Source organism: Polycladospora coralii (genome assembly GCF_014773435.2).
GTDB lineage: Bacteria > Bacillota > Bacilli > Thermoactinomycetales > Thermoactinomycetaceae > Polycladospora > Polycladospora coralii.
This window is the reverse complement of record NZ_JACXAG020000005.1, coordinates 135,111-153,202: the sequence shown is the minus strand read 5'-3', so window position 1 is coordinate 153,202 and position 18,092 is coordinate 135,111. Positions and strand designations below refer to the sequence as shown.

Annotated in this window: 18 protein-coding genes, 1 pseudogene and 1 CRISPR repeat array (1 of these 20 only partly in view); of the genes and pseudogenes, 5 read left to right on the top strand and 14 right to left on the bottom strand. The window is 36.2% G+C overall.

The window, feature by feature from the left end; genetic code table 11:
- A CRISPR array of direct repeats spans positions 1–368; the repeat unit is 37 nt; unit sequence GTTTCAATCCTCTTAATGAGGTGCTATGCGTTATCAC; it reaches 2,911 nt to the left of the window's first position.
- Between the two features lie 180 nt (positions 369–548).
- From cas6 to IC619_RS11735, 9 genes are all read right to left on the bottom strand, one after another.
- Positions 549–1,280, bottom strand: coding sequence for a CRISPR system precrRNA processing endoribonuclease RAMP protein Cas6 (gene cas6, locus IC619_RS11775; protein ID WP_191140269.1), 732 nt, complete (start codon positions 1,278–1,280; stop codon positions 549–551).
- Between the two features lie 25 nt (positions 1,281–1,305).
- Positions 1,306–1,581, bottom strand: a complete 276-nt coding sequence (gene cas2, locus IC619_RS11770) for a CRISPR-associated endonuclease Cas2 (protein WP_191140270.1) — start codon at positions 1,579–1,581, stop codon at positions 1,306–1,308.
- Positions 1,582–1,593: 12 nt separating this feature from the next.
- Positions 1,594–2,586 (bottom strand): CRISPR-associated endonuclease Cas1, encoded by a 993-nt coding sequence (gene cas1, locus IC619_RS11765; RefSeq protein ID WP_191140271.1) that lies wholly within the window; start codon positions 2,584–2,586, stop codon positions 1,594–1,596.
- Positions 2,568–3,155, bottom strand: coding sequence for a CRISPR-associated protein Cas4 (cas4, locus tag IC619_RS11760; RefSeq protein ID WP_191140272.1), 588 nt, complete (start codon positions 3,153–3,155; stop codon positions 2,568–2,570). Before cas4 ends, cas1 begins: the two co-directional genes overlap by 19 nt.
- Before the next feature lie 12 nt (positions 3,156–3,167).
- Complete coding sequence (cas3, locus tag IC619_RS11755) at positions 3,168–5,270, bottom strand: type I-D CRISPR-associated helicase Cas3' (RefSeq protein ID WP_191140273.1); 2,103 nt, start codon at positions 5,268–5,270, stop codon at positions 3,168–3,170.
- Entirely contained in the window at positions 5,267–6,016 is a 750-nt protein-coding gene (gene cas5d, locus IC619_RS11750) for a type I-D CRISPR-associated protein Cas5/Csc1 (RefSeq protein WP_191140274.1), read from the bottom strand. Before cas5d ends, cas3 begins: the two co-directional genes overlap by 4 nt.
- Entirely contained in the window at positions 5,935–6,939 is a 1,005-nt protein-coding gene (cas7d, locus tag IC619_RS11745; RefSeq protein ID WP_191140275.1) for a type I-D CRISPR-associated protein Cas7/Csc2, read from the bottom strand. Before cas7d ends, cas5d begins: the two co-directional genes overlap by 82 nt.
- 23 nt (positions 6,940–6,962) lie before the next feature.
- Entirely contained in the window at positions 6,963–9,854 is a 2,892-nt protein-coding gene (cas10d, locus tag IC619_RS11740; protein ID WP_191140276.1) for a type I-D CRISPR-associated protein Cas10d/Csc3, read from the bottom strand.
- Positions 9,855–10,007: 153 nt separating this feature from the next.
- Positions 10,008–11,048 carry a helix-turn-helix transcriptional regulator gene (locus IC619_RS11735; RefSeq protein ID WP_191140277.1) on the bottom strand — a complete coding sequence of 347 codons (1,041 nt, stop codon included), beginning with the start codon at positions 11,046–11,048 and terminating at the stop codon, positions 10,008–10,010.
- A gap of 56 nt (positions 11,049–11,104) precedes the next feature.
- Between IC619_RS11735 and IC619_RS11730 the strand changes: the two genes are divergently transcribed.
- A complete protein-coding gene (locus IC619_RS11730; protein WP_191140278.1) occupies positions 11,105–11,428 on the top strand; it encodes a hypothetical protein in 324 nt (107 codons plus the stop codon).
- 239 nt (positions 11,429–11,667) lie between these two features.
- On the opposite strand, the gene IC619_RS11725 is transcribed toward IC619_RS11730, so the two are convergent.
- Complete coding sequence (locus IC619_RS11725; protein ID WP_191140279.1) at positions 11,668–11,817, bottom strand: hypothetical protein; 150 nt, start codon at positions 11,815–11,817, stop codon at positions 11,668–11,670.
- A gap of 53 nt (positions 11,818–11,870) precedes the next feature.
- Here IC619_RS11725 and IC619_RS11720 point away from each other — a divergent pair, with 53 nt between their 5' ends.
- Entirely contained in the window at positions 11,871–12,200 is a 330-nt protein-coding gene (locus tag IC619_RS11720) for an integrase core domain-containing protein (RefSeq protein ID WP_191140280.1), read from the top strand.
- Positions 12,201–12,542: 342 nt separating this feature from the next.
- Here the strand turns inward: IC619_RS11720 and IC619_RS17105 are convergent, their stop codons facing one another.
- Positions 12,543–12,665 (bottom strand): hypothetical protein, encoded by a 123-nt coding sequence (locus IC619_RS17105; protein WP_283770966.1) that lies wholly within the window; start codon positions 12,663–12,665, stop codon positions 12,543–12,545.
- A 173-nt stretch (positions 12,666–12,838) separates the two neighbouring features.
- Between IC619_RS17105 and IC619_RS11715 the strand changes: the two genes are divergently transcribed.
- Both IC619_RS11715 and IC619_RS11710 read left to right on the top strand, forming a co-directional pair.
- Positions 12,839–13,396, top strand: a complete 558-nt coding sequence (locus IC619_RS11715; protein WP_191140281.1) for a GNAT family N-acetyltransferase — start codon at positions 12,839–12,841, stop codon at positions 13,394–13,396.
- A gap of 12 nt (positions 13,397–13,408) precedes the next feature.
- On the top strand, positions 13,409–14,374 hold the full coding sequence (locus tag IC619_RS11710; RefSeq protein ID WP_191140282.1) for an alpha/beta hydrolase: 966 nt from the start codon (positions 13,409–13,411) through the stop codon (positions 14,372–14,374).
- Between the two features lie 522 nt (positions 14,375–14,896).
- Here IC619_RS11710 and IC619_RS11705 read toward each other — a convergent pair.
- Positions 14,897–15,409 (bottom strand): VanZ family protein, encoded by a 513-nt coding sequence (locus tag IC619_RS11705; protein ID WP_191140283.1) that lies wholly within the window; start codon positions 15,407–15,409, stop codon positions 14,897–14,899.
- 436 nt (positions 15,410–15,845) lie between these two features.
- Between IC619_RS11705 and IC619_RS11700 the strand changes: the two genes are divergently transcribed.
- On the top strand, positions 15,846–16,379 hold the full coding sequence (locus tag IC619_RS11700; RefSeq protein ID WP_191140284.1) for a hypothetical protein: 534 nt from the start codon (positions 15,846–15,848) through the stop codon (positions 16,377–16,379).
- A 36-nt stretch (positions 16,380–16,415) separates the two neighbouring features.
- Here the strand turns inward: IC619_RS11700 and IC619_RS11695 are convergent.
- Together IC619_RS11695 and sph are read right to left on the bottom strand one after the other, a co-directional pair.
- Positions 16,416–16,520 (bottom strand): annotated as a pseudogene (locus tag IC619_RS11695) (IS3 family transposase); the annotation flags it as partial.
- 339 nt (positions 16,521–16,859) lie between these two features.
- Positions 16,860–17,828: a sphingomyelin phosphodiesterase gene (gene sph, locus IC619_RS11690; RefSeq protein ID WP_191140285.1), complete on the bottom strand. Its 969-nt coding sequence runs from the start codon at positions 17,826–17,828 to the stop codon at positions 16,860–16,862.
- Positions 17,829–18,092 lie beyond the last annotated feature (264 nt).

Below are 18,092 nucleotides of genomic sequence, written 5' to 3'. Positions count from 1 at the left end.
GATTAATCGTTCGGCATTTCCATAGTCACTTAAGTTTCAATCCTCTTAATGAGGTGCTATGCGTTATCACATCATCCAAATGTCTCAAAAGTCCTCTAGTCCAATATGTTTCAATCCTCTTAATGAGGTGCTATGCGTTATCACGTTGCCTCGTTGAAGCCATCCCTAGAAAAAACAGTACGTTTCAATCCTCTTAATGAGGTGCTATGCGTTATCACCGCAAGGTGACCACTCTGGTTATGTCACGTAGTTCTGGCGTTTCAATCCTCTTAATGAGGTGCTATGCGTTATCACTGTAAGGGGTTTTCTGGATTGTTGAGTCAAAAAAACTGTTTCAATCCTCTTAATGAGGTGCTATGCGTTATCACGGCGAATTCTCAATCCCAGTCTCTCATTGAACTCGTAATTACATTTCCGATGTTCTCTAAAAAAGAGTTCTTTTTATACTATTGCTATTTCTAACCACATCATTTTATTTCAACTAATCTTACTCTATCAATAGTCTTCGCGTTTCCGACGCTCTACTGGTCTTTTTTCAAAGCATATGATCATCGGACTTGAAATAAATTGTTAAAGGGTTCGAGTTTAGTTTGTCCTAACCCCCAAGCCGTTTTGTATCCAAATCCCATAAGTGAACCGTACACCAATAATTCCCACACGGTTTCACTTTCCACTTGATCTAAGCTACTTAAGCTTAGTATTAATTTACCACAAAAGCCAATAACTTTAAATTTTTTAAAATCTACTCTTCTTGTGAAGAATTCAGCATGTTCAATTCGAATTCTGCGGGCAATCGATTCAAGATCAATATCTGGAAGTACATTCTCATCTGTTAATTGATAAGCTTTTACACCACTTAGCAATAAGCGATTGATTTCAGGAAGTGGATAATAATTTCCATACTGATAAAAGGTTGTTGGCGTTATAAAATGTATTGTAATACGATTTGAATGCCATTTCATCAAACTCTCCTGGGATAGATATATTGTATTGACTTCTTGTATTTTCCCTTTCCAATTCCATAGTTCGAGATCATCATGAAGTAAAAAATATCGTTGCAAGTACTCAATAATAGATTGATTTGGTGAGTGAATCATGATTTCAAATTCATGTGCATAAATAGAAAAAAGTTGCCTATCTTTACGATTATGAAGATATTCGGATAATAATGGGTTTCCTTCTTTCACCGCATTTAGAATAAAAGCGTGTAATCTTTTTGTGAACACACCTGGACCCTTGATTTTGGTTTTTGCTTGTACAGTGATATGTAAACGGTACATATAATTACCTCGCTATCTGCTCCATCTATAAAATAGGCTTTTGATCTTCTTCGATTCGAAAACGTAGCTGTCCACTATATTGCACTTTCTTTAAGCACGAACAGCAAAGTGTATAAATACATAAAGAATCACCATCTTTGAGTATAGCAGACAGTTTCTCTTCTACAATAAGCCAGTCTTTCTCCTCACAATCCAATTCGAATACGGAATATTGAATCCACAATCCATTATTTTTTAACAGTTTAAAAACTTGACTTCGCCGGCGGTTATCTTCAATATCATAACTTATAATTCGCTTCACAAGTTCCTCCCCTTATTTAATCAAAAAGGGATAGTAATCATCCATTTCAGATTTTATGAATTTAGCTAATAAAATCGCTTGTCTATGAAATACCTCGCGATAACTCATCTTTTTTTGCAACAATTCATGCGTAACTTCATCTTTTCGCTTTTGATCAAATAATTCTATAAAACGCTTTCGTGCTGAACCTCGAATTCGAAATTCACCTTGAACATGATCAATATCAGCTGATTTAATCATCCCCTTATTAATCATTTTAATGATCAAATTATCTACAAAAATACTACGAAACTCTTCCATTAAATCAAGAGATAACGATTCCCTTCCATATCGTTCACGATGAAGAAATCCAATGTATGGATCAAGTCCAGCAGCTTGAAGTGCGCTTGTTATTTCAGCACGTAGTAGCGCATAACCATAATTTAAAAGTGCATTCACCTCATCTTTTGCTGGACGACGACTTCTATAATTAAAAGTAAATTCTTTCTTTAGAATAAGGGATGGAAATGAGCTAAAATATGCTTTAGCTGCAACGCCTTCAATACCTCTAAGCTGCTCCAAATGATCCGCTTCCATAGCACTCTTCATCGCATGCTTTAAAGCTAAAATAGAATGCTGTAGATCCAGATCATGACGACGTGAAAATCGCTGTAAATTCGTTCGCGTATTTTTAAGTTTAGCCAGTATCATGTTTCGTGCAATCAATAGGCTTTTTTCCTCCGACAGATGACTTTCCACCTGAGCAATGCGTAAGCGCACATTTTTATTTTCCTTCCCAATAAATCGACCGACCATTTGATTATGAGAAAAATAAACGACATCAATTCCTTTTTCTGCTAACATCATTAATGCATCCGTAGTTAGTGTCGATGAATCATGAATATAAAACCTTAGAAAATCATTTACTCGTACTTCCTTCAATAATTTTTTATCTTTATAAATTTTAAGACGTTCCGATTCTTTTCGTATAAAGCAGTACGGTTCAGTTAAATAAAACGTCCCCATTCTATCTTCCCCTTTAATTTCATTCGATCCATTGGTAAACAATAATCTACGAGGCTACATTTTTTACATTTGGTCCAATCGTTGATTCCTTCTGGTGGTTCAGTACGACGATATAAATCTTGTATTTCTTTAATCACGCCTATCGTCTCGTTTCTTAAACTAAGATCAAAATCAATTTTTTTACGTTGATATGATCCATAGAAAAACAGATAGCCGTAAGGAATTGAACATTGGAGGGTATCTTCAAGGGCAAGAGCTTGTGCACACAATTGCATTTTATTATTTTCCCAATTACTCATTTTTCCTCGTTTATACTCTACTGGATAGATATGTCCTTCTGACGATTCCACAATATCACAACGAACTGTGAGTCTATATTGCTCTGAGCATACAAATAAGGATCGATATATTTCTCTTTCTTCTCTGTGCTCTTTACCCATATGATCTACGCGATGATGCAAAATTTTCCCATGTATGGTATACATATTGTGATAAAACACACGTTCAACGTATTCGTAATAACAACGACGTGGACAATATACGAATGTGTTTATCGCATGCCCTTCCACAAAGTTTTCGATTTATAACACCTCACTTCGAAAATTCTCCCAAATACTCCAAAGTTGGAATGCTTCTATATTGAACGCAATACTCCAGTTTGCACCTGTTGCACTTTTTGCTCGATATAATCGGAACATGGGAGGTAAATGTAATAAATCAGTTACTTCGTTTACTGGACGAGGAATGATGTAAACAATCCACGATTTAAAACGTAAATCATGAAAAACGGCATGTAGTTGCTCATCTAAAAGTACATCACTAGATCGCAGTCTCAATCGATCTAATCGCACGATCTTTTCTAACTTTCGATTTGCAGAAACAGGTAACTTCCAATGAAAAGAAACGGGCTCAGTTAAGTGTTTTTTGACAATTGCGTACCCCATAACCGGCATTTCCAACTCTCGCATAAGTTCTACTTTCAGTGGATTTGATTCGTTGAAGTGATGGTCCACTCTTTTTATAATCTCTTCTTTGCTAACAAAATCAACTTGTCTTCTCCTCAATACAAATCCATAGTGATAACGCATTAAAGGGAGGTCCGGTAATGTCTCATCCCAGAACCATATATCGGGATAGAAGGTCTCCTCATGCTCAAGATCATCTTTCTTGAATAGGTGCTTCTCCAATGTATTTTGACCTCTAAAGCTAATCACGGGCTCCAATAATCCTTTTTTTCTCCACTCCCCATAGCGCAACTTCTGCTCATGAAACCCGAAAGAATAAATGGACTCAATCATGTTTTTCATATTTTCTAACACAGGATTGTGCTTCTTATCTAAATAGTAATTTCTTAATTGATGAAAGCTATGAACCAAGTTCATTCCGCCTACTTTATGAATATAAGGTAAGAAATTTTGAGATTCTCTAAAAGCATGCTGAATCCTATGTTGTAACGCAACACGAGATAATTCATCTGAATCATTACTTTTTATTTGTTCCACTACATACTTAGGTAGATAAGTCCAAATGCGTAAGGGAGGAGATTGTATGGAACGACTTCCACGGCCAATTCGACCGATCCGTTGCATAAAGCTTCCAGGATTGCGTGCTTCACAAACCATGAAGTCTTTACGAATATCCTTTTGAAAATCAACTCCTACTTCAACCGTTGCAGTAGCAACCGTTATGGGTTTCGCTAAGGCTTCCCGACTCTGACGACGATTAGAAAGACCATGAACTTCTCCTACTTCATAACCTTTCTTTCTTAGCTCATTTGCTAACCATTGCGCCTCATAAATCGAATCTAAAATGATTAGCCCTTTCGCTTTTGGCCATTCAAGTAAGTATTCCTCAACATGATTCCAATTTTCTATTATTTTCTCGCTCGTGTACCATTTTTGAAGGGAACAGGGTAGTAGTGTAATCTTTACAGGTTGTAAAAAGGTTCTCTGTTCTACAGCACGATATTTCGATTTCCAATCTTGAATATGTTCTGCGACAGATCGTATATCAATATGAAGTGACTCTAATAATTGCATGATTTCCGGACGGGGTGTCGCAGAAGATAACACAAACACAAACGTTTTTTCAGGGAATGTTGTGATCATCAGTCCCATCCATTGAACTAAAAAATTAACCTGTGAAATGTCATATAGATGAAACTCATCAAAAATTTGCAGTTGATACTCAGAAAAACGATTAAACGCCTCGGCCTTCGGTCCTGGTAAATACGAATAGAGACGTTCTTGTGAAAGGAGCATTAAATAGTCTGGATTCGTTAAAACTGTCCGATAATATCGAGTCGATAAACGAAGAATGGTTTCTAATCTTGTTTCCTTAGGCAATTGATTATCTCGTAATTTTTCAGCAGTCCACACTGCAATCTCCTCCCATTTTTGTAGTGGAAGAGATTGTAGAGACTGATATTGATCTTTGATCAGTTCATTAACCGGATAAATACCTAATGATTTAACCTTTGGATTTCTGAGTAAGTAACTATAGTTCGCTAATGTTTTACCTGCCCCCGTAAGGGCAGTATTCCAAACAATCGTAGATTTTCTATTGGTAAAAGCCTGTTCAATCAGTTCAAGCTGAACAGCTTGATGTTCATAGGGATAAATGCCATCAATAAAAGGAGCATCATACGTCATCGCAGATTCTGCAGTTAGCTTCATATGGATCATTTTGATGTTCCTCCTGTTACAAATTGACAAGCTGGTAAAAATATATCCGAATCTCCATCACTTACGGTATAACCCGCAATAGGAGAGTCCCATTCTGCATTTTTTACCAACCGAGAAGGCAGTAAGTTAAACAAACTACCAAAGTATTGTGGAATAACCTTTAAGTCCCACACGTTTAAAAGATGCGGAGAATTTTTCTTTTTGCTTTTCTGAATGGCTATCTCCTCTATTGTAAGTTGTGCCTGACTCATCCATTTTCCAAGACGAAAGCGTCCAGGTAAAGAGAGCGGAGATGCACTTAAAGCATACGTATAAAATTGGGAACCCGGGCGAATACATTTAATAAATCCCCAGTTTGGAAAGCCAAGACTCTTTTCTCTCACCATTGAAAAGGTCTCTTCCGTAGTATTGTATTGCATCAAAGTATGTGTAAACTGTATAGGTACGGCTGGATAAATATAATGTCCTTTATCATTTAACGGCTCTAGTTGTTGTCGATAGGCTGGGGACTGCTTACTATGAAAGTACGGAGAAGTCGTCCAGCCCAGTGCATAAGCAAGAGCGTAGTTATGAATGAGAGGTGAAGTCTCTGTAACTTTACCCTTTTCCATACTAGCAAAGAATAGATAATCTTCCATTTCAATTGTTAATCGATACGCATGTTTCATTTCTCTTCTTTTTTCTCTTTTTTTGGTTTGACTTTCTTTTTGTATGTTTGATGTTCTTTTTGAAGTTGTTGAAGCCATGAATCATTTGCCTCCTTGCTCTTCCAGATCTCTCTGATACTGGATAAGATCTGTTCTAACTCTTCATTCATCATGATTTGAACAGGTAAATAAGATTGACTCTGGGCATCTGTCAATACTTGCTTGATCAGTTCAATCAGTTCATCTCGATCAAGAGATGTTTCAATACCGCGGTTTTGATCACAATATAGTTTATCGTATAGATGTTGAACCAAAGACAAGTTAGATAAAATCTCGGATTGACCAAACAAAATAGCAACCGGAATGTTACGAATATAACCTTGTCGCTGGCTTTCAGCTCCATAGCGCGTCGTCGTTAAAATATTACGCAAGATATAGAGAAACTCAGAAGAAGTAACATCAACAGCAGTTTCAATGGTTGGAAAATAAACCTGTGGACGAATATGTTCACGTTCGGCAAAAGCACTCCCTGAAACTCCGCCTGTTGTTGTATCATCAATCGCATTTAAGGTGATCGAGCGCTGTATGACTTCATACGGTCTAATTGAAAAACCGGAGTCAGTAAGTATTCGTGACCGCTGAGATCCTTCTCCCTCAGTAGCGGCAAAACCATACAGCAAACAATCCGGACACTCACCACACATCTTTCTCATATATTGACATTTTTCATTTATACCGAAAGAACGATTAAATGCTCTTCCCGTTCGACGCTCTGGTGCTACTTGTTTTCTTTTTTGAAATAAAACACGAGAAAGGGTATCTGTAATCGTTTGCCCCCCTCTCACAAGTTCAACATCAAGAAATTGCCCTTCTGTCGTTAAAACAGCTGTAGATTCAAATTCTCGAAGTAACACAATTTGTGCATACTGTCTCTGTGGAGCCAAAGGAACCTCATTAAAAAAATATCGATCTAACTTTTCTTTAATTTCTGATTGATTCCAATCTAAGTGAGTGGTTAACATATTCTTTCCTCCTACTGTTTTTATCATTGGTTTTCTTGCAACTGCTTGTCTCTTTGAATCGTTTGATAAGTTTCAAAGAAAATACCATCGGCAAAGGAGTTCTGCTTTTGAACCAGTTTAGCTAACTTTCCACAACACTCTTTTAAATAAAATTGATCATAAACCAGATCTACAAACTGGGAAATATTCTCGTGTTTGATAGGTAAAGCAACTCTCCCACCTTTTTGTGACACCAAGCGTTCTAAACGCTTCATGACCAATCCACTAAGCACACTCTTATCTGCACCTTCTTTTATTCCTTTTACAGTCAATCGAAATAAATTTTCAAAACGATGAGCACGACCATCAGGGATATTATAAGGTCGATACAGTGCTAGAGAAGCACTTGTAAGGTTTTTTATTAACGACATGGCCAAACCACCTTTTATCTGATTAAGTTGCTGACAAGCATAAGTAAAGCTTGATATCGGACTGCGAGCGTGTTTAGTGGCCCAACGCTTAAAGAAATAGGCCCCTGGTAAAGGTTTCGAATAAAGTTCGTGAATCACAGTCGAGATCGCTTTATCTGTTCGCTTGGCGTAATCATAGGGATAGACCACTTGATAAACTTCCCACAGCGCAGCTAGTGAAAATATGGTTTTCTCTACCTGTTCAATTGGAACGGCACTTTGATTTTTAACGAATCGTCCTATTCCTAGTGGCGGAGCATCCAAATTAACAGCATAAAGAATTTCACGAATATCCGAGATAAATAAAAACGGCTTTTCTGTTAATAGAACTCGAAAACCATATAATTGATGGATGGATAAAGCTGCAGATAAAGCTTTCATCCAAACTTCATCTCTCGTTCTTTCTTCACCATTTGAACCCGAGTAACAATCATAAGTCAGCATAATGATGTTCCCCACAGGTCCAGCACGAAGCACATCCCCAGTTGATTGGGTATGCCCTTCTGCTTGATAATACTCACTACATACTTCAAAATGCTTTTGAAAATGTTTACGCAGAATCGTGGGATTCTCACTCACAAAAGGCGTTTGCCAGGCATCACGAATGGGTCCTCTCTCAGCATGAACATGAATCGATCCAAATAAATAGTCGAAGTCATCTGTAATGTCTGCCAATCGTTCTGTGGTGAATTGAAATGACGGTATAGCATATAGATAAACCCTTCGTGTTTTGCTTTTATTACCTAAAATATTAATGTTAAAAACTTGTCTTAAAGTAAATTCCAGTTCACAGACTGTACACCAATGGAGTACATCTACTTTATTTTCTCTTGGTAATACTCGGTTACTAAATACATTCACCGCATCTTCAATCACTGTAGCCCTTACTTTTCCTTTGGTGGAATTGATGCTTCGATTACAAAGATTGCAAATCTTCTTTTGTGATCTCTTTTTTGCCTTTTCTATCTCTTTGATATCCATCTGATTAATTTGACGATGACAATCCCATGAAACAACCAACTGCTCATGTAAGTATTGATAAAAATCCTGTTGAATCGGGAGCTCTTCATTCAAAAGTTCTTTGCATATACCAGCATTTACAATTCCGGTGAGATAAGACGTAGCCTCATCACGTACTCGTAATCGGTAATCTTCAATTGAAATCTGGTTAATCGTTCCTTTTTCTAAACCTTGCATAAATCGATACGCTAACCAAATCGCTCCATCATATTTTTTATTGTTATTTTGTTTTACCGGCTTATAGTTCCACAAATCCGTGCATGGTAGTTTAAAAAATTCAGCTATCTTTTGTAAAGCGTCTGATAGAGAGGTTCTTAGAGTTCTACGTGTGAGCCTTTGTAAAGCTGCGAAAAAATAAGATGTAAACATCCATTTATCTCGAATATCTTCATCTAGTTGATCGATTATCCCTAGCTTATTAAAGAGCTCAATGTTTGTCTGGACACCATAATCTGTAAGTTGCTTAGATGTGAACTTATTCTCAGGAAATGATTGGCTTCTCAATCCTGAAAACTGCCGATAAAAGAGAGAAGAGAAATCCTCTGGTTCGGAATAAATCATAAAGCTGAGTAATTGACATTCAAATATTGTATTATCAAATAATTTACTAACAGGTATCTCTTCTGCTGCCTCATTCACACTATCGATAAGCATATCTAGCAATTTCGGATAAAAGAGTTCCTTATCTTCAACTTCTCTTGTTCCCAATGATAAATATAAAGTTCCATCTCCAAAACGAAGCCAAGGAAGATAGCCTTTCTGATCCATCAGATGTGCCATACCGTTATGAATAAGTGTTGTAATGATTCCTCGAACTTCCTGGACATAGTGAAATTGAATATGCAACTTGTGAAAAATAGGAGGGAGTATCTGTCGTAATTGTTGCTCCAGTTTTCTAACCGATGTATGCGTAAGACATTCCGCTATACTTGTAATGGAAGCGACCTTATCAAGCAGCTTCACCCAATCTCGAATATAAGACCAATATTGTCCATCAGGAAGAAAGCTAGCATCGCCTTGTTTATTGGAATAATTGGACACACCAGCTAATCGTAAAAAGTGTGCGGGTGGAGCAGCAATTGCAAGGTTTTCACATAGTTTGTGACCTACATCCTCAATTTGTGTTAAAAACATGTCATACTCGCTTGAATCACTCTTATTAATCGATTTACTTTTATGTAGATCATGCAGTACATAAGCAATAAACGCATATTGTATTTCTTCATGATCCACTTCGAATTTGTGTTGTTGTAAGTATTCAATTAGTGATACACCAGCTTGTAACCCCGTCCGAATATGATCAAACATGGATAAATCATATAAATTCCGATCATGATTTTCATGATAATCATAGGACTTTGCAAATTCTTTTGAAAGCGTAATGCCATTATAGGTAAGAAACTCAAATTGTTCTAAAAGTTGTTGCGCAAAAGAATTCAAATTCATTTTTTCACCTCCTAATCAGATTGTATCGTTTCATTCTTTTTTTTCAATGTATAGAAATAGAGAAATGGAAACTCTAGAGTTTCCATTTCTCTATTTTACACGGTTTGCAACCTGATCAAATTTCGATATAGTCATGTACAACAAAATAAAAATTTATTGGTAAAGGTGGTGATACATTTTGGATATCTCTTGCTGAACCATCTTGCGAAAGAACAGGGGCTCCTTGACTTCAATGGCTGCTCCCCATCCTAAAGCCCACTTTTGCAATTCAACAGGGCTCTTCACTTCAGGAATAAGTAATTGTGTCAATCCATCATTGCCAATCGTAATTTCTTGTTCTGGATGCCACTCTCTTTCAACGATTCGATTCAATGCTTTTACATCACGAATGATAAAAACATAATCTTCAGCTTTTTTTTGTGAACTCTCAGCTTCTATCATGTGCTTGATGTGGTACTTAGACTGATACCTTTTGAAATCCTGGGTCTCTGTCTTATTTGAACCTAACTTGGAAACAAAATTAGGCAATCGTTCTAAATGTGAAAGACGGTCTAAGCGATACATTCGTCGCTTACGATACTCACTAGATTGTTCTGCTGGTGAAGGGATCTTATCTCCCACAATGTAAAAGGCTTTCTTGGAAAAATAAATGCAAAATGGATCAAAGTACACAAGAGAATCACGCTTAAAAAAGAATTTAATAATTTGGTTGAATCGAATGGCCTCAAAAACATGATTGAGTGATTGATAAAAGTGATCTTGATTCTTCAAGTTTCCAAATGAATTGATGTAGTAGTACTGATCCCAAAAATCTATTCGTTCATTTTCTTCTTTAGAAAGAACCGAGTAGAGATGACTTTTTAGTATTTGAAACGCATTAAACCCTTCATCTGCGAGTAGTGGCTTTACATGTTGAAGGGCAAGAAACAAGTAAAGCTGAGTTTCTCTATCAATACTGGCAACTGCAGTGGGGAATGCACCTTGATAATACCCTCTACCTTTTACTATGTATTGCTTTTGATTTGGTTCATTCAAGTATTTTTGTAAGATCTCGATATCGTTACGAATCGTTCTCGTTGTTACGCCATATCGATCCGAAGCATTTTTAATCGTATGTTCTCGTTGATCTCTTAACATTTCTGTTAACAGACTAAATCTACGCTTAGCGTAATCTTTAGGAGCATGTTTAGACATATTCAACATTCCTTATCGCTTATCTCAAATTTAAAATAACTTATGAGGTGATCACTATGAAGGAGATTACAGTTAAAATGGATGCTACTAGTATTTCACAACTTAAAGAATGGGAAGAAAAAATTTTGGAGCTACAAAAAGAGGTAGATACACTTAAAAAAGCTGATGTTTCTTTACCTACTCCACCAGAAAATGAAGAAGAGTTCGCTAAATACCAATGGGGGCTTAATTTCAACACCGTCAGAGGCTACCTTACTAATATTCATACAAATTTAAGTCTACTAAGAGATAACCAAGAAATCAAAGATAATTATTATCTTGATAAAGCACTGTTTTATGTCGAACGGGCAAAAAGTGGATTGAATGAACTACAGAAATAGACAAACTAGGAAGCTATAAAACCGCTCTGTCGTCCGAACCTAGGCGTTACGAAGCTATGAAAGCCTGGATTCGTGATATTCAATCGCGATGGTTAACATGAAAGACATGGATCAAAGGAATATTTGGCTTGATTTAAAAGAGTGTTATATGTTGCTATGGGAAGAAGAGTTATTAGATATGGATGAAAATGAATTGCTTATGTGAAAAAGGGAATCTCTATTGGAATCCCTTTTCTTTTTTATTTAAAACCAGCCAGCCCCACCACCTTTAATATTGTCCCCAACAAACCAACCACTAATTTTTTCTTTATGGCTGTTGGGCATTCGAATTGATTTATCAACCCGCCTTTGATACTCTCTTTCTCTTTCTCTTTCTCTTCTACGTTCATCCTCCTTACGTTGTAGTCACTCGAACAACCCATTATGTAAAGCTATTGAAAACTTGCAAAAAGCATTACTGAAACATAATCTTCCTAAAGAATTGATTTTACACAGTGATCAAGGCGTACAATTTACATCCAAAGCTTTTGTAGACTTTTGTTTAGAGTATCATATTGTTCAAAGTATGCGTAAAGCAGATTGTCCTTATGACAGCGCTCCAATGGAGTCTTTCTTTGGTAAACTGAAAAACGAACATCTCAATCACTACTCCATCAAAAATGAATCCCATCTTCGTTCGCTCATTGAAGATAATGTTTACTGCTATTACGATCATATGCGTCCACATAGTGCTTTTGGTGGTCAAACATCGATGGAAGCTCGATCAGAGTAATTTTCATTTATTTGTTACAAATTTGCTTGACCAGGTTATCATCTTAGAAAAGAACGGTTACATGTTAGATATGGAGTTTTCACTAGCTGAGGACTTGATGGTTAAAATTGTAACTAATTCTGAATATAAGGGTGATGATGGACCTAGAACTATAGGATAAATCATTAAAAAATATATTATTATCATAGAATGATCAATGAAGTAGAATTTTATAAATTCATGCTACATCTTTCTCTCTACTCTAACAACACCATATTTTTCAGTGGTAGACTGCCACTCTGAATAACGTTTCGATCTCATTTCTTCTCCATACGTTGCAGTCATGCAAGGATAATAACCTAGTCAACTCTCTTCCAATGTTTGCTCATTTTCTGTATATATGCGTAACACCTTTACCTGTTCCAAAATTGTCTCTATTTTCCGCTGTGATTGAATCATAATCACTATTGGTTGTAGTCCCAACATCATGAATCCTCCTACTTATTTATTAGCGAAATCATCATAATATCATATTTTAGAAATATATAAATATTTATTTTGGAAACATAACGGATCATATCAAATTCTCCATTTGTTTTTAATGAAAAAGATTATCATTTTCAATGTAATGTAGTATAATTTATTTTGGAGGGATTATCATGGCTACAATCTACAAAAAGTACGATGAATCACTTGATGCGACATTTACCGTGCGTCCGTTCCATCCCGAAAAAGACTTTGATCTGTTTTATGAATGGATGCACAAAAGGTATATTGCACCTTTTTGGAAACTCAATGTCTCAAGAGAAAAGTTAAAAGAATATATTAACTGGACAATGAGCAAGCCAGAAAGAAAGCATTACATCATTGAATTAGACAGTAAGGCATTTGGTTTTTTAATGTCCTATGAAGTTAAAAGTGATCAAATCAAAAATTACTACAAGGACTATGATGAAACGGATATGGGTAAACATGTTGTTATTGGTGAACGTCACCATATTAACCATAAATATCTAGTACCCTTTTTCAAGATTGTGTACGAAGTTATTTTCAATCAGAATGAATTCGTTAAAAAAATAGTGAGTGAACCAGACTATCGAAATAAGTATATTATTCCTGCTATTGAAGGTGCGGGTGCTAAAATTAGAGGTAATATCGAACTACCCCATAAAACTGCGACACTGACAGTAGTCAAGAGAGAAGAATTTTATAAGTGAAAGGTGAGCAAAATGGTAAACCCACAGATAGATGAATTATTCTTAGAAATAGCAGAGGGGATGAAAAATGAAGAGAAGCACCCTCCATTTGAAGAATTAAAGCCTGAATTAGCAAGAAGATTATATATTAAAGCTACCAAATATTATAATGCAGTAATAGAAGAACAAGTAAGCATGAAAGTAGAATATGTTAAATCTGATGATGCAGATATTCCCGTTCATGTCTTCCATCCTAAATCAGCAAACAATGACGAAAAGCTGTCCTGCTTTATATTCTTCCATGGTGGCGGTTGGGTACTTCCATTGGTAGAACGAGATGACGCGCTTTGCTCATACATAGCCAAACAAACTAATTCTGTTGTAGTTTCAGTTGATTATAGATTATCACCAGAAGCGAAATATCCTGCACCATTAAATGATGCCGTAAATGCCATTAAATGGGTATTTGAACATGCTGACCAATTAGGAGTAGACAAGCATCGAATTGTAACAGGTGGAGATAGTGTGGGGGGGAATCTTACCACAGCCTCATCTTTACGGTTAAGAGATGAAGGACATCCGATGCCAACTGGACAACTTCTGTTATGTCCTGTAATTAACTACAATTTTGATACGGTATCCTATTCAGATCCAAAATCTAATTTAACAAAAGATGGTATGAAATGGTTCTGGAGTCAGTATCTTAAAAACCCTGAAGATGGATACGGCACATACACATCAGTATTGTCAGCCGAATCATTCGAAGGACTCCCCAGAACTTTCTGTGCTACAGCTGAACACGATGTGTTGCGTGATGAAGCTGAAGCCTATATTAAAAAATTACAAGAAACAGGTATTGAAGCAAAATTTACTCGATTTGAGGGAATGGTTCATAACTTTGTTCATATGAGTCAAAAAGTTGACCAAGCTAAGGTTAATCTAGACGTTATTGTAGACGAGCTTAAATTATTGTTATCTCCTACTCCAGTGATAGTCTAGCATAAATAAAAATAGCCCATTCCCTATATCATGGGATGTCGGCTATTTTTTTATAGACGATTGTCTACCCTCATATTCCTTGATGATCTTATAATCTTATAAACGTGGTGTTCTTGAACCCTAGAAGCTTCTTAAGCTGAACCCCTGTCATTTCTTTATCCTTCCATGCTTCATAATTATTTTCTAATACCCCTCTCTGTTCAGCTGTAAGAGAATCAAGGCTTAGCTTAGGTCTACCCATGTGTATCCTTATATTGGGTAGTATCCAGTAGTAGCATGTCCATTTCATTTCCTGTGTGATTCTCTCCCACTCTTTCTTTATATCCTCGAACAATCGACATAATGTAAATGAGATCCCCTTCACGCAAATATCTCATTGATACTTGGTAACTTTCCCGGATTCCTTGTCAATGAATATATCCCGTTCATCAAGCCATTCGTACAATCATAGAGAAGACTTTCTCTAGATCGGTTTTCATGCTTTCGTAAATAATCGTTTTAAGACATTTGAAAAACAGGCTATCACGCAGCCTGTTTTTCAAATGTGTCTATCTTGATTATTTTTTGTATCAGCCAATACCCTACATACCCGATTAGTGCTCCCACAAAATTCAAAAATACATCGTTGATGTCTATAACTCTCATAGGTTCATAGAAGAGAAGCTTTTCTAATAGTTGTAGACCCTCGATAGTCAAGCCAAACGATAGCGCTACAAGTAGGCCTTTCATTTTAGTGTTAATTTTAACAAGGTAAGGAATCATCACTCCAAATGGTACGGATAACAAGATATTGTAGAACCATTGCTCCCAAACCCAACCGTCCATCCAAAAAGGGGTGAAATTGAAATGAAGATAGTATACACCAGTCGTGTTTGAGAGAATTGGGAATAAGGTATAGCTTCCCGCATAACCACAATAAATGAGAAATACGGCTAGTACAGATACATATAGCCGATTTCTATGCCTGCTCTTGAATACCAATAGCCCTACTGCTAAGAAGATAAACGAAAAAAATAAAACATATTCAATAAACATCTTTTCCCCTCCTCAAAGAATCAAAGCTACTTGGATGCCTAATAATAAATGAACTATTGTAAATTAAATGATATTAGAGATGTTTTCTCTTCTCAAATCACGCCTGGCGATGAACGATTATATGTCATTTAAATAGACGGAAATTTTAACTTCTATAAAATTTGAAGTGGTATTGATCTCATGAGTAACTCTACTACATTTACGATGATCATGTAAACGGCTTTCATTATCATTTTATTCCATTGAAAACCTCATTTTGGCAGTTCAGTACCCTGACTTGAAAAGCGGTATACATAGATCAAGTGATTTAAAAATGGTAGTTATTTTAATAGATCTATCATTTTTAAATCAGTGGCTTTAAGATAATGTATTTATTAAGTTGGGTTTATGATTCATATTTAGATGTTAGATTGCAGGTATATGAGGAGGAAAAGAAATGTTGACCAAAACTTTATTAGCAGGAACAGTCGCCATGGCAGGGTTATTAGGCGGAACAGGAGATGTCGATACAAAAAAATCTGATACGAAAAACACGGTATCAAAAGCCGTAGTTGCTCAACATCCTCAAATATGGGGACCTTACACAGGCACAAATATCGATCCATTTAATCCTTGGACTCAAACAAGGCAACTGATCCCAATATATAAACCGTGGACAGATCTAACGCTCAAAATTTCGCCTTCATTTAATAGCGGAGACTATGCAAGCAACACCTATGCAAATGTGGCCCTTTACCATACTGATTTTACAGGTAATGATAATTTCATCGCTCAAAAATCGTTTAGAGTAAACAGTTCCAAGACTGATTATTACTGGGAGATCCCGTATTCAAATCGTTTTCCGCATGAAGAAGGTAGCTTTTACGTCAAAGTAACTTCAAATACATTTGGTCATCCCGTAAACATAGATGTAAAAGGCTGTACAGATGACTATTATGATGATGAGTGTATGGATTTACTCGAAAATTAAACGCAATCCCAACTACACTGAAGTAACCCCGCAACGTTAGGCAGATTGTAAGGCCTGAATTCGGTATTGAACCGGACTCAGGCCTTTAAACTTTCCTATAATTCGTTTGTCGTTGTAGTCATGAAGGTACTTTTCCAGTTCTTACTTGAAATGCTCAATGCTTTGAACTCAGGCATTCAACTTTTTCAAATATGTATTTTCCATACGTAAATATTCTAATTCAGCTTGAATCTCTTCTTTTGAAGGATCTGACGAATAATCAAGAAAAGCACCACACGACCGAATCGGAGGTGTGATGCTGTATGTGGTTTATTCTCGCATATGGTTACCATGAACTAAAGGTATGGATAACGCTCCTCATGCCTTTGATCGTTCAATGGTACACATCATTGAGATAGTCTGCTAAGTAGCAGGCGACGGGTCACATAAGTCCCATTATATTTGTAGATTTGAAATCGTAAGCGCGTATTAGATGGGTTACTATTTGATGTAAGCTCTTACAGGATAGTGATCGGAATATTCATCATACTCATTGGTGATTGCAGTCCATTTAGGCGATTTTATATTTAATGCTTCATTTACCCAATCACCGAACTGCGCATGATCTTTTTCTATAAAAATATAGTCTAGGTGTTGTGAAGCATAATCAGGATAACTATAACCTGCGATTGCATTTGTTTCAGGATCCCACGTTCCCGTATGTCCTGTATAAGTAGGATCACCAACATTAAGTATATCCAACATTGATTGATACTCTTCTGTATCGGATTTCATGACATTCATATCTCCTCCAATTATTATTGTTTCACTCTTAGGAATATCTTTTTCTTCAATGAACTTACGCATCTCATTAAACTGTGCATTACGTACTTTTGCGGGCTCACCATTCTTACATCCTGACTCTTGTGTAGCTTGCATGTGCGTACCGATTATATGAATATTCTCTCCCTTTTTATTAATTTTAGTATATACGAATCCTTTATTAGAATAATAATCTGCACCACAAGCTTCTTTATAAACATATTGTACCTTCTCTTCAATAGGCCATTTGCTAAGGATGGCTACTCCTCCATCTTCTGGAACAAAATTAGAATAGCTACCTAATGTTTGATCCCAACCATTTTTGCTTCGGCCTAAGACTGATGTTTGATACTCATAATCATCTTTAAGTGAATCCATCAATATTTCCGAAGATTTGTTGTCGAATAATTCATTAAATATAATAGCATCCTGCCCTTTAATAAACTCTGATTCACTGATCAATTTTGCTCTTGTATTAGGCTTCCACCAAGAAATCTGTTTGGGTAAGAAAAAAACGTTATGTTGGAGTATCTTGAAATCGCTTACATCATTAGCCTCATCAGCATGAGATGGTGTTGGGTACAGTGCTGTAGAAAGGAAAATACTTAGTAGTAAGAAAATGATCTTGTTAGATTTCTTTTTTTTCATGTGTAGAACTCCTTTTTGAATGTGTTTTGGTAAATCTAAAGTATTGTTAAACCATCTAAATAGTTTCATATTAAAATCGTAACATATTTGATTATTTTAAACAATCTTTTTTAAATTGCTAACTATCTAGGGTGACATTCTTATCCTACTCAAATATTTTCTACATATCGATGCTTCGCACGTTCTTGTTTTCGTTCTTACCTGACCATACCCCTCACCCTTGTTAGACTGTTTATAGACGTTCCCTTCTCCTATAAATACATA

Coding starts and splice junctions, on each gene's coding strand:
- cas6 (WP_191140269.1), bottom strand. CDS start 1,280: ATGTACCGTTTACATATCACTGTACAAGCAAAAACCAAAATCAAGGGT.
- cas3 (WP_191140273.1), bottom strand. CDS start 5,270: ATGATCCATATGAAGCTAACTGCAGAATCTGCGATGACGTATGATGCT.
- IC619_RS11700 (WP_191140284.1), top strand. CDS start 15,846: ATGTTGACCAAAACTTTATTAGCAGGAACAGTCGCCATGGCAGGGTTA.
- IC619_RS17105 (WP_283770966.1), bottom strand. CDS start 12,665: ATGTTGGGACTACAACCAATAGTGATTATGATTCAATCACAGCGGAAA.
- IC619_RS11730 (WP_191140278.1), top strand. CDS start 11,105: ATGAAGGAGATTACAGTTAAAATGGATGCTACTAGTATTTCACAACTT.
- cas7d (WP_191140275.1), bottom strand. CDS start 6,939: ATGTTAACCACTCACTTAGATTGGAATCAATCAGAAATTAAAGAAAAG.
- IC619_RS11735 (WP_191140277.1), bottom strand. CDS start 11,048: ATGTCTAAACATGCTCCTAAAGATTACGCTAAGCGTAGATTTAGTCTG.
- IC619_RS11715 (WP_191140281.1), top strand. CDS start 12,839: ATGGCTACAATCTACAAAAAGTACGATGAATCACTTGATGCGACATTT.
- IC619_RS11725 (WP_191140279.1), bottom strand. CDS start 11,817: ATGAACGTAGAAGAGAAAGAGAAAGAGAAAGAGAGTATCAAAGGCGGG.
- cas10d (WP_191140276.1), bottom strand. CDS start 9,854: ATGAATTTGAATTCTTTTGCGCAACAACTTTTAGAACAATTTGAGTTT.
- sph (WP_191140285.1), bottom strand. CDS start 17,828: ATGAAAAAAAAGAAATCTAACAAGATCATTTTCTTACTACTAAGTATT.
- IC619_RS11710 (WP_191140282.1), top strand. CDS start 13,409: ATGGTAAACCCACAGATAGATGAATTATTCTTAGAAATAGCAGAGGGG.
- cas5d (WP_191140274.1), bottom strand. CDS start 6,016: ATGGCTTCAACAACTTCAAAAAGAACATCAAACATACAAAAAGAAAGT.
- cas1 (WP_191140271.1), bottom strand. CDS start 2,586: ATGGGGACGTTTTATTTAACTGAACCGTACTGCTTTATACGAAAAGAA.
- IC619_RS11705 (WP_191140283.1), bottom strand. CDS start 15,409: ATGTTTATTGAATATGTTTTATTTTTTTCGTTTATCTTCTTAGCAGTA.